At 42.5% G+C, this 12,874-nt stretch carries 5 protein-coding genes; all 5 read right to left on the reverse strand.

The features are described 5' to 3' along the window. Nucleotides 1-195 precede the first annotated feature (195 nt). Entirely contained in the window at nt 196-7,887 is a 7,692-nt protein-coding gene (locus ODU39_RS04960; RefSeq protein ID WP_398581416.1) for a DUF1542 domain-containing protein, read from the reverse strand. A gap of 462 nt (nt 7,888-8,349) precedes the next feature. Then, nucleotides 8,350-9,372 (reverse strand): YeiH family protein, encoded by a 1,023-nt coding sequence (locus ODU39_RS04965; protein ID WP_398580027.1) that lies wholly within the window; start codon nt 9,370-9,372, stop codon nt 8,350-8,352. Between the two features lie 9 nt (nt 9,373-9,381). Continuing rightward, nucleotides 9,382-9,705 (reverse strand): AzlD domain-containing protein, encoded by a 324-nt coding sequence (locus tag ODU39_RS04970; RefSeq protein WP_024403301.1) that lies wholly within the window; start codon nt 9,703-9,705, stop codon nt 9,382-9,384. Next, nucleotides 9,692-10,393, reverse strand: a complete 702-nt coding sequence (locus ODU39_RS04975; RefSeq protein ID WP_398580028.1) for an AzlC family ABC transporter permease — start codon at nt 10,391-10,393, stop codon at nt 9,692-9,694. Before ODU39_RS04975 ends, ODU39_RS04970 begins: the two co-directional genes overlap by 14 nt. A gap of 274 nt (nt 10,394-10,667) precedes the next feature. Continuing rightward, the gene (locus ODU39_RS04980) at nt 10,668-12,869 is read right to left on the reverse strand and encodes an alpha-galactosidase (RefSeq protein WP_398580029.1); all 2,202 of its coding nucleotides are present in this window, start codon (nt 12,867-12,869) and stop codon (nt 10,668-10,670) included. Nucleotides 12,870-12,874 lie beyond the last annotated feature (5 nt).

Consider the following 12,874-nt stretch of genomic DNA (forward strand, 5'->3'; position numbering starts at 1 on the left):
TGTTTTTTAGGTATGACGAGCATGTCGTATCAAAAAAAATCCAAAGTCGAATGACTTTGGATTTTGGGGTTTCGATAGATAATAACTGATACCTACCAATCATAGTGAGGGAATTTCCTTGCTATAAAAGAGTATCATACTACTATCTTATAGGAAAATTGCGGCTTCCAAAAGAGTTCTGAGGAAGAGCTTATCTTAAGCTTCTTCATCTCTTCTTCTCTTTGCTGCAAGAAGTGCTAATCCGAGTCCAAGAGCTACTAATCCGAGTGAAGTTGCTGAACTTGCTTCCTCACCAGTATTCGGTAATTGCTTAGCTTTCTTCTCAACATTATTAGCATTTGTAGTAACTGATTTAACTTTCACTCCTGCTGCAGAATTATTTTCGTCTACTGCCACAACTTCAGCTTCTGCTGAATCAGAACTATTTCCAACCTCGTCTTTAGAGTATGCTGTAACAACTGTACCTGACTTAACAACAGAACCTGGAACGATTACTTGCCCAGTCACAGGGTCCACAATCACCACTGTATTACTTGCTGTCCATAAACCATCCGTACCTTTCGTAACAACTACAGTTTGCGGCTTACCATTGTTATCTACGTATGAAACAACAATCTCAACAGCTTTTTCAGACGGTACAATCACAATATTACCTTTGCCATCATTTGCGACCGTAGGAGCAGTTTTATCTGCCTGCTTCACAACTTCTACTGGGGATAGCAAATCAATAGTTCCATCTGGATATTTAATTGTCACTGAAGCATCCTTAGAAACATTAATCTCTGTTCCTTCTGGGAGGTTATTGTTCTCTTTAAGGAATGCCTTGATACGAGCAATTTCTTTTTCAGTCAAGTTATTTGGATCAACCACTGGTGTTACTTTCGCAGCTGGTTTAATTAGAGCTGCCATTGGAAGTTTGATTTTTTCCAACTCTTGATGAGTTCTAACACCATTGATTAAAGCAATCACTTCGTCAACAGCTTTATCAATTTCAGATTTAGCCGCTTCCTTAGCTGCATCTGTCAAGTTCGGATTGGAGTCAATGGCTGACTTAGCAGCGTCGGATTCTTTAGCAATCTTGTTCTTAGCATCTTGTTTCGCTGCGTCAAGAACATCTTTGGCGATTGCGCCTACGCCTTTATCCTCGGCTGATTGTGCGTCGGATGGACTTGTTGAGGCATCAATTGCTTCTGTCGCAGCTTGAGCATCTGCATCTACCGCTTTCTTAGAAGCTTCCTTCTCTGCATCTGTCAGGTTCGGATTGGCATCAATTGCTGACTTAGCTGCATCAACTTCTTTACCAATCTTGTTCTTAGCATCTTGTTTCGCTGCGTCAAGAACATCTTTGGTGATAGCGCCTACGCCTTTGTCCTCTGCCGATTGCGCTTCGACTGGACTTGTTGAAGCATCAATTGCTTCTGTCGCAGCTTTAGCATCAGCATCTACCGCTTTCTTAGCTGATTCCTTCTCTGCATCTGATAAGTTCGGATTGGCATCAATTGCTGACTTAGCGGCGTCAACTTCTTTAGCAATCTTGTTCTTAGCATCTTGTTTCGCTGCGTCAAGAACATCTGTAGCGATAGCTGACACGCCTTTATCTTCCTCGGCTTGAACTGCATCTGGAGTTGATGCCTTAGCAACTGCGTCTGTCGCAGCTTGGGCAGCTGTATCTACCGCTTTCTTAGCAACTTCTTTCTCTGCATCCGATAAGTTCGGATTGGCATCAATTGCTTCTTTAGCTGCATCAACTTCTTTGGCAATCTTGTTCTTAGCATCTTGTTTCGCTGCGTCAAGAACATCTTTGGCGATTGCGCCTACGCCTTTATCTTCCTCAGATTGAACTGCATCTGGAGTTGATGCCTTAGCAATTGCGTCTGTCGCAGCTTGGGCAGCTGTATCCACTGCTTTCTTAGCTGATTCCTTCTCTGCGTCTGTCAAGTTTGGATTGGAGTCAATCGCTGACTTAGCGGATTCTGCCTCTTTAGCAATCTTGTTCTTAGCATCTTGTTTAGCGGCTTCAAGCTCACCATCTTTCACAAGTGAAGTCAACCCATCAATCGCAGCCTTATCTGCAATTTTCTGTGTTTCTTTAGCTTTTTCAAGATCTGCTAGGGCTTGTGTTTTTTCTGCTTCTTGTGTAGCCTTAGTTGCATTGTCATGAATGGTTTCTAAAGTTTTTGTCACAACGTCAGTTAGCTTTTTAATTTCGGCTTGCTTATCTTCATCTGACAAGTTTGGATCTTCCTTGATAGCTTTGAGCGTATCTTCTGCAAGCTTCTCTACTATTCTAGTTGCTTCTTCTTCTTCCGTTCGGATTGCTTCCTTAGCTAATTCTTTATCCTTAGCCAATTCAACTGCATCTCTAGCTTTTTTACCCGCATCGGTCAAGCTCTTTTCGCCAGCAAGTGCAGCCACTTTCGCATCTTCTGCAGTAGTAGCTTTATGAATCTCATTTGTTGCTACCCTAGCTGCGTCTTCAAGCTCTGCTTTTCCTTTATCTACAACATCTTGAAGAGCCTTCTTAGCGATTGCTTTCTCCGCATCAGTCATAGTTGACGCATCAATGGCTTTTTCTGCTTCTGCTTGCTTATCTTCGAGCTTTTTGATTTCATCTGCCAACTTAGCAGCAACGGCACCTTTAGCATCTGCCTTAGCAGTAATCAAATTGATAGCTGCTACACCTTTGTCCTCTTCTACTTGAACTGCATCTGGAGTTGATGCTTTATCAATAGCGGCTGTCGCGGCTTGAGCATCGGTATCTATTGCTTTCTTAGCTGATTCCTTCTCTTCTGGAGTCAAGTTTGGATTAGCGTCAATAGCTGACTTAGCGGCGTCAACTTCTTTAGCAATCTTGTTCTTAGCATCTTGTTTCGCTGCATCAAGAACGTCTTTGGCGATTGCGCCTACGCCTTTATCTTCCTCAGATTGAACTGCATCTGGAGTTGATGCCTTATCAATTGCGTCTGTCGCAGCTTGGGCAGCTGTATCCACTGCTTTCTTAGCTGATTCTTTCTCTGCTTCTGACAAGTTTGGATTAGTATCGATGGCTGACTTAGCGGATTCTACTTCTTTAGCAATCTTATTCTTCGCGTCTTGTTTCGCTGCATCGAGAACATCTTCTGCAATGGCTGCAACACCTGCATCCTCTTCTTTTTGAACATCTGCTGGGCTGGTTGCAGCTGAAATAGCATCGTTAGCTTTGGCTACTTCTGTATCTACCGCTTTCTTAGCTGCGTCTTTCTCCACTTCTGACAAGTTCGGATTGGAGTCAATAGCTTCTTTAGCAGCTGCTGCATCTTTGGCAATCTTGTTCTTAGCATCTTGTTTCGCTGCGTCAAGAACATCTTTGGCGATTGCGCCTACGCCTTTATCTTCCTCGGCTTGAACTGCATCTGGTTTTAGTGCCTTATCAATAGCATCTGTTGCAGTTTGGGCATCTGTATCTACTGCTTTCTTAGCAGCTTCCTTAGCTTCATCTGACAAGTTCGGATTGGAGTCAATAGCTTCTTTAGCGGCTGCTGCATCTTTAGCAATCTTGTTCTTAGCATCTTGTTTCGCTGCGTCAAGAACATCTTTGGCGATTGCGCCTACGCCTTTATCTTCCTCGGCTTGAACTGCATCTGGTTTTAGTGCCTTATCAATAGCATCTGTTGCAGTTTGGGCATCTGTATCTACTGCTTTCTTAGCAGCTTCCTTAGCTTCATCTGACAAGTTCGGATTGGAGTCAATAGCTTCTTTAGCGGCTGCTGCATCTTTAGCAATCTTGTTCTTAGCATCTTGTTTCGCTGCGTCAAGAACGTCTTTAGCAAGTGCAGCTACACCTTTATCCATTTCTGTCTGAACTGCGTCTGGGGTTGTAGCTTCATTAATTGCAGTTTTAGCCTTGTCAAGATCTTTTTGAACATCTTCAAGTGCTTTGTCTACTTGTTCTTTAGTCAAGTTTGGATTTTTTGCAATATCCTCTTTAGCTCTGGCTGCATCTTTCTCGAGCTGATTTAAAACATCTCGTTTAGTAGCTTCAAGCTCACCATCTTTCACAAGTAAATTCAACTCATCAATCGCAGCCTTATCTGCAATTTTCTGTGTTTCTTTAGCTTTTTCAAGATCTGCTAGGGCTTGAGCTTTTTCTGCTTCTTGCGTAGCCTTATCTGCATTGTCACGAATGGTTTCTAAAGTTTTTGTCACAGCGTCAGTTAGCTTTTTAATTTCCGCTTGCTTATCTTCATCTGACAAGTTTGGATTTTCCTCGATAGCTTTGCGCGTATCTTCTGCAAGCTTCTCTACTGCTTTAGTAGCTTCTTCTTCTTCCGTCCGGATTGCTTCCTTAGCTAATTCTTTATCCTTAGCCAATTCAACTGCATCTCTAGCTTTTTTACCCGCATCGGTCAAGCTCTTTTCGCCAGCAAGTGCAGCCACTTTCGCGTCTTCTGCAGTAGTAGCTTTATGAATCTCATTTGTTGCTACCCTAGCTGCGTCTTCAAGCTCTGCTTTTCCTTTATCTACAACATCTTGAAGAGCCTTCTTAGCGATTGCTTTCTCCTCATTAGTCATAGTTGACGCATCGATAGCTTTTTCTGCTTCTGCTTGCTTATCTTCGAGCTTTTTGATTTCATCTGCCAACTTAGCAGCAACGGCACCTTTAGCATCTGCCTTAGCAGTAATCAAATTGATAGCTGCTACACCTTTGTCCTCTTCTACTTGAACTGCATCTGGAGTTGATGCTTTATCAATAGCGGCTGTCGCGGCTTGAGCATCGGTATCTATTGCTTTCTTAGCTGATTCCTTCTCTTCTGGAGTCAAGTTTGGATTGGTGTCAATCGCTTTCTTAGCTGATTCTGCTTCTTTGGCAATCTTGTTCTTAGCATCTTTCTGAGTAGCTTTAAACTCTTCTGCATCAATAGCCTTCACTCCATTGCTTGTCGCTGTGTCAACTTCGGCTGGAGTTGACGCCTTATCAATAGCGGCTGTCGCCACCTTAACCGCGTCTTCTACTGCCTTCTTAGCTACATCTTTCTCTTCTGGAGTCAGATTCGGATTGGCTTCAATGCCTTTCTTCGCATCGTCTGCTGCTGCTTGAAGTTCTACTTTGGCAAGATCTTTGTCAGCTTTATCCTCCACTGCTTGAACTTTTTCTGGGGTAGGTTGCGATAAAATGTCAGATTCGGCGTTATTAACAAGCTCATCTACCTTAGCAATAGCTTTTGCTTTCTCTTCCGGAGTTAAGTTTGGATTAGCATCAATAGCTGCCTTAGTTTCTTCGCTATCTTTTTCAAGCTTATTCAAAGCATCAAGTTGGGCTGCGTTAATAACATCTTCATTGTATGCAATTTCCGCTTCGTCAATTGCTGCCGTAATTTCTTCAGTATCTTCAGCATTATTAATCTTCTCAATTGCAGTTTCTTTAATTGCGTTAATGTCATCAAAGTACGCTTTTTTATCTTCTTCTGACAAGTTCGGATTATTGTTAACTTTTTCCAACGCATCGGATGCTTTGTTTTCAACTTCTGCTTTAGCTCGCTCTTGTTCCTTCGTCCAATCAATAGATTTTTCGCCTACTGCTTCTGCATTGTCCAGACTAATCTCACCATTAGTCTTAGCGTCATTGATTTCTGAAACAGTCGTAGCTTTATCAATTTTTTCTTTAGCTTCTATCGCCTTGTTGTCTAAGTCTTTCAAAGCATCCCCAGCAACGGCAGTAACAGCAGCCTTAGCAGCCTGTTTCTGTTCTTCTCTCAAAGAAATGTTATTATCAATTTCAGCAATTGCTACATCCCGTTTTGCTTCGAGCTCTTTGATTACCTCAGCCAACTTATCGTCAATCGCCTTTTTAGCTTCTATCTGAGCCAAATCTTTTTGATTAACCTTGAACGACACATTCACTGTATCCGTCGAATTATCTGGATAAGCCACAGTTACTGGAACAGTAATATCAACTTCTTGACCAGCAGGGGCTTTAACAGAGACTTCACCTGTCTCACTTACTGAAATTTCATAACCAAGTGCTTGTTTTTCAGATAAGAATTTTTGCTCCACTGCATAAGCCGTACCTGCAGGTGCTGTCGTCGCTACGTTTGTCTTCTGACCATCAACCACTTCCTCTTTTGTGAAGGTGATTGGTTGTGTCGCTGCTGCACCACTTCCTGGTACCAAGCTAGTATTCTCGTCAGCTTTAGCTGTCAAGACATCTGAATATTTAGGAATGATAACCTTGACTGTCACATCCTTGTATACATTTGATGCTGTTACAACACGAACTTTTACATCATATTCGCCTGGTTCAGTTGGAACTTTTTGATTTGGTGCCAATTCTACACTACTGTACATTGTTGTGTCTGCTAAAACTTCTTGGTTCCCAGAACCTGTAATCACTTCAACTTTGGCAAGAATTTCTTCTTTTGTCGGAAGTTCGCCAGCTTGTTTTTCCAACACATTTGTATTGTTTGTAAATCTTGTATCTAGCAAGCGAGTAACGTGACGTTTATCTCCGTCAACATTGACAGCTACAAACTCCATATTGCCTAAAGAATCTGTTACTCCAAAGGAACGTCTATAGACACCAAGTTTCTCCTCTGTTGGAGTACCTGTTGCATAGGCAACTGCTGTATTCGCTGTAGTACCATTTTCTTTAGTAATTTCAATGCCACTAATTGGGGTCTCAACATTATTTGGAGATTGATAGAATGTAATTTTATCTACACCATCCTTATCCTCAACCGTTAGCATCTTAACCTTGTTGCTTCCATCAACTGTTTGGATAGGAGAATTTCTAAATAGATATGTATCTACCTTTTCAACTTCTTTCGTACGTGTGTCATTTACTGGTACCCAGTTATAGATTGTCTGACCGTATTGGTTAGTTGTCTTAACTTTGATTTCGTAGTTTCCACCTGCTGGTAGGGTATTTAGGGTTGTTGCCGAAAGAATTTTCTCTTCTGTTTCTCCTTTTAAGCGGTAGCCTACGATTTCACGAGTGTACTCAGATGTAGGAACAGTGAGTGATGGGTTCACATCTCTGCCTTTACTTGTTGTATCAATTGTCAGCTTGCCAAAGATCTTAGCATCTGTCAAGTCTGACGCCGTTGCAACTGTTAAATCTGTATTATCAGCTCGTTTATCCGTATAAGCAATAACATAGAATGGGTTACTGTATGATACATTTCCTTTGGCATCTGTCATCTTAACGATACGTGAATAGAGACCACCTTGACCATACGGGAATTCACCAGTCAGACGACCTTGGGCATCAAAAAGAAGTTCACCGCTGTGTTCCTTTCCTATATTCCCAGTTTCCACAGAAATTGGATCGCTACCATTAGTAACCATTGAGCCTGAATTCCCTGCTTCATATGCAGTGATGTTTCCTGGGACTCCATATGTAAGCGCTACAGCATCACCCTCTGGATCTGTTACAAGGAAGGATTTAGTTGCATTTGCTGGTACAAAATCTGGTGCCGCTGTATCACCTTTTTCTAATTCAGTCGTTCCTTCAACATTACCAAAAACATGGAGAACTTCATATTGGCGATTATCACCCTTCTTAGCAGCAAGTCCTGAGTTCACCCCAATTGTCGGCATGGTTGCAGGTGCATTTGTTACACTAGCATTCAGCGCCTCCGGCAAGATTTCAGCTGCACGGTTTTCTACGTCCGCGCGAACTGCTTCGATTGGTTCCTTGGGTTCTTCTTCCGTTTTAGTCTCATTTCCAAGGTCTTGGTTAGCTGGTGCTACAGCTGCCTCTGCTTCTGTCACTGTGTTAGCATGAACAACTGGGCTGTTTGCGATTGCTCCTCCCAAAATAACGTTTGCAATGACTGCCGAAGCTAGACCAAAGCTAAATTTACGAAAAGAAAAACGTTGTTCTTTTCTGAACATATCTTTATAAGACATGATATCCTCCTATATTTTACTGGCGAATGCCATCATTTCTGGTTCTTGTAACACCATGTACAAAAACACACCTCCTGCTTTAAAAACTTAGCAGAAGGATACCCAGTAGATTATTTATTTTAAAGTAGACAGAATATTTTCATCCAGAGTATATAAAATTTCTACTTGAATACCGTCACCATTATACTCCTTATGCCTCAAAGATACAAGAAAAAATCTGTTATTTTTGAGTTTTTTTTGAAAAATTTACTGAAAATCTATCATATTTATATAAAGGAAAACAAATATCGTGTAAATAGCCTACTTTAAAAGGCAATTCAATTACATTTTAAACAAACCATAACTAGTTTTGAGTTGTTCAACGGTACCAAAAACCGAGCGACAAAAACCCTGTGGTACTGCGATTTACTTCTCAAAAATTGTTTGAAATAGGAAATAATGTCTTTCCCACTCACATTTCCCTTACCAGATCTCCAAAATCGCTTGCCAGACCAGTGTCAACACAGTCACTCCCAGCCAGCAAACCAGACCAACCATGAGAGCTGCTTTGCCATTTTTCACCAAGGCAAACACATTTGTCCGCAAACCAATCGCCACCATAGCCATACAAATGAAAAATTTAGAGAGGGACTTCAGCGGAGCAAACCAATCTGCCCCTATACCAAATCCACCCGCTATCGTTGTGATTAGACTAGCTAAGATAAAATACAAGATAAAGGTCGGAAAACCTGTCAGGAGGGACTTCTTATCTGCCTTGAGACCCTTTCCTCGGGTTTGCCAAATTGCTAAGACTGTTGTAATCGGGATAATGGCTAAAGTTCGTGTTAACTTAACCGTCACTGCCGTGTCCAAGGTCTGACTGCCTAGACCATATAAGCTATCCCAGGTCGAAGCCGCTGCTGTCACAGAGGAGGTATCATTGACCGCCGTTCCGGCGAACATTCCAAAGGCCTGACCCGAATCTGTCGAAAACCCAAGCCACGTTGCTAAAGTCGGAAAGACCAAAGCTGCCAAGACATTAAAAAGAAAGATGACCGAGATAGCTTGTGCCACATCCTCATCATCTGCCTGAATAATGGGAGCTGTCGCCGCAATGGCTGACCCTCCACAAATAGAGGTACCAACGCCAATCAAGGTCGCCAGATGAGATGAAATCGGTAGCCATTTCCACATCAAAAATGCCAAAAACAAAGCGAAACTGATGGTTGAAAGAATAATTGGAAGAGACTGACGACCCACTGCCAAGACCGCTGATAAGTTTAATCCAAATCCCAAACAAATCACAGCATACTGTAAAATTTTCTTGGAAGTAAAGGTTAAGCCTGACTGAAATGCATTTTTACTTGAAAAATAGGGATACAGGCTCATCCCGATTAGAAGGGCAAAAACAGGCCCACCTACAAGTGGAAATAAATGACCTAACCACTGACCCGCCAAAGCCAAAAAGAAACAAAGTCCGACACCTTTGGCATTTTCCTTTACCATAAAAACCTCCTAAAATATCAAACGTAACACCGCGGTTGTAACAACACCAACCAAGACTGCTAAAAGGATATTTTTTGTTTTCAAAACCACAAAAAATGTCGGAAGAATAGCCAAGCTTTCCACAGGGAGAAAACTTGGCAAGGAGCCAACTTTCTCATCCATAATACTGGAGAGGGTCAATGCAAAAATGATAGTGATTGGCAAAAAGCTGAGGAATTTCACCAACTTTGGAGGGAGAGATTTATTTTGCGTCAGTACAAAAGGTAGGACACGTGGCACCCAAGTCACCAGCGCCGCCATCAGAATAATCAGTAAAATGTTAGTTTTTATCATCAATCATCACCCCCACAAAGCAACCTAATAGTGTCGCTAAGAGCACCGCCACATAGGACGACACCATCATAGACAGACCGATATAGGTCAGACCGACTGCCAGCAGAATTAAGCCAATTTTTTTCAGCGGAATGGTCCGAACCATAGCCTCTAACTGACCTGCAAAAATACCGACAAACATGGCAACCAAGGCAAAGTCCAATCCAAACTGCTCAGGATTTGGAATGAGACCACCAATCAGATTGCCGAGAGTCGTGAATGTAACCCAAGAGGCGTAGCTTGCAAAATTATTTCCGTACATCCATTCTGGAGTAATGGTATGATGCTCAATCTGCTTACGCAAAAGAACTGCATAGGATTCATCCGTCACAAAGGATCCTATCAAGATATTCGACCCTAAACGATTTCCTTGAAAAATAGTTGTCGCATGCAAGCACATCAGAAAATTACGCAGGTTGACAAAGAAAACGGTTACTGCAATGGATAACAAAGGCGCACCTGTAAAAATCATGGCACACATGACAAATTGAGCACTCCCGGCATAGATTAATAGGCTCATCAGCCCCATCTCCACAGTAGAAATGCCCGAATTGACCGATACGACTCCGCAGGCTAGACCAATACTGGCATAGCCTAATACAGTGGGAATGGCATCGCACATCCCTTCACGAAAAGCATATTTCTTCATTCATTATCTCCCTTCCCCTCACTAATTGATTGAAGAATTATTCTCTCATTTTCTCACATTGCAACTCGTTTTTCAAGAATTCTTATATCTAATACTCAATGAAAATCAAAAGTAGCCTAGGAAACGAAGCCGAAGATAGAACTGGAGTTCATCAAGGCAAGTTGATAACGGATAATTTTGATTTTCGAAGGGTATAAGTAGAGGTCTTGCCCTTATTGATATACTTTCTGCATAAAATAGACCCAGCCGATAGCTGGGCCTATGGATAGGGAGGCTACTGTTGTTTCTGGAGGATTATCAAATAAGAAGTAAAGTCCTTATTATCTCCAACATGGTCCCCATGTCGAATCGACAAACCTGTATGCATTAATTGGCTACCAGTATAAACTTCTCCATCAAGGTGATAGACCGCATCTTCTTCCAACCCACGCAAGCGTAAGCGTTGATAGGAAAGATTAGCAGTTGTCAACCGACGATAATAGCCCACGATGACTTGCTGACCATCCGAGGATTGGACCTGCCAAGCCGTTATTTCTCCATCGAATGGACTTTTCAGACGAGTAAAGATACCGTGTTGGAAAATCTCACGGTGAGCCTTGTAAAAGGCAATCTGTTCTTTCATCTCTTCCAACTCTTCTTGGCTACACTCAAACAAATCCAATTCATAGCCAAAACTTCCAAAGAATGCAACATTGGCACGTGTGTTTAGCGGAGTAGCTCGCCCCAACTGCTGATTTGGACTAGCTGACACATGACAACCCATACTATTTAAAGGATAGACCATGCTCGTCCCATATTGGATTTTCAAGCGTTCCATAGCGTCCGTATCATCACTAACCCAGGTTTGAGGTGCATAGTAGAGCATCCCCGGGTCAAATCTAGCTCCACCACTTGAACAAGATTCAAACAGAACCGTCGGAAAAGCTGCTATCAGGCTATCATATAAACGGTAGAGATTGAGAATATAGCGATGGAAGGTCTCGCCTTGCCGCTCCGCCTCCCGTGTACATGTAAAGACCTCTGTCATATAGCGATTCATATCCCACTTGATATAATCAATGTCATGCTCAGCCAACAGTCGATGGAGTTGGTCATGAATATTTTGATAAACATCCTCCCTCGACAAATCCAAGGTATATTGGTGGCGTCCGTGCGATTGACTATGCTGAGGATGATGGAAAATCCAATCTGGATGCGCTCGGTATAAATCACTATCCTTATTGACCATTTCTGGTTCAATCCAAAGTCCAAATTTCATTCCCATAGCATGAACTTGGTCAATAATCCCTGTTAAGCCACTTGGCAATTTCTCACGGTTGACCGTCCAATCTCCCAAGCCTGCTCGGTCATGGTTTCGCTTGCCAAACCAACCATCATCCATGACAAAGAGTTCAACACCAAGACCTGCAGCCTCTTTGGCCAAGGAAAGAATTTTTTCCTCATCAAAATCAAAGCTCATGGCTTCCCAGTTATTCAAGAGAACAGGCCGTTCTCTATCACGCCAATAGCCACGCACCAGGTGTTTTTGGAAAAGGCGGTGATAGGTTTGGCTCATGCCATTCAAACCATGCTCGCTATAAACCATAACGACCTCAGGCGTCTGGAACTCTTCTCCCTCATTTAATGTCCAAGAAAAACGTTCAGGATGGATTCCCATACTCACTCTCGTCTTTTGGAAAGAACTCACATCCACCTGCGCCAAAAAGTTTCCGCTATAGACGAGCGAGAAGCCCAGTACCTCTCCCTGATGCTCATCCGCATTTGGTCGTTTCAAAGCCATGAAGGGATTGTGCTCCGCACTACTAGCCCCTTTGAGACTATAAATAGACTGACAACCTTGATGAAGAGGCGATAATTGCAGATGCCGCTCGCGCCCCCAAGCCCCATCCAAATGCAACCAGTCATAGTCCATATCAGGCAGACAGAGTGTCATACTCAAGGCACGGTTCAAACAGACAGATTGTTCTCCGAGTTGTTCAAAACGAGCAGAGCGGGTCACCGCTGGATAATCTCGAAAAATCGTATAAGACAAGACCAGACGAGTCTGCGACTCTTCATCCAACAAATAAATATCCAAACTATCTGCCTGTCCCTCCTCATCCAGATAGAGATGAGGAAGCCCCTTCAAAGCCGATCGCCCAGCATAAATCGCATGACCTTGATAAACAAAGTGCGATAGGCTACTGCCGTCCTTCTGAACCAACTCAAAGGTCGGAGAAAAATAGTCCGTTGTACCATAACAAGCAAATTCAGGATTGGCATATTGGAGTGAGAAGAAACGGTCATCGTCTTCTACAAAGGAAGTCAAAGCACGATACTCATCTTCACGCACATACTGATAGGAAGCTGTTTCTGTTACACGCTTTCCATAATACAAACTACCAATATGACCATTAGGCAAGACCGTCAACACATAGCTAATAAACTCATTGTAAAGATGGAATTCCTTTGTCTTTTCATGAAAGATAATTCCCATTGTAG

The sequence above is a fragment of the Streptococcus sp. 2021WUSS126 genome (genome assembly GCF_044427255.1).
Taxonomy (GTDB): domain Bacteria; phylum Bacillota; class Bacilli; order Lactobacillales; family Streptococcaceae; genus Streptococcus; species Streptococcus hashimotonensis.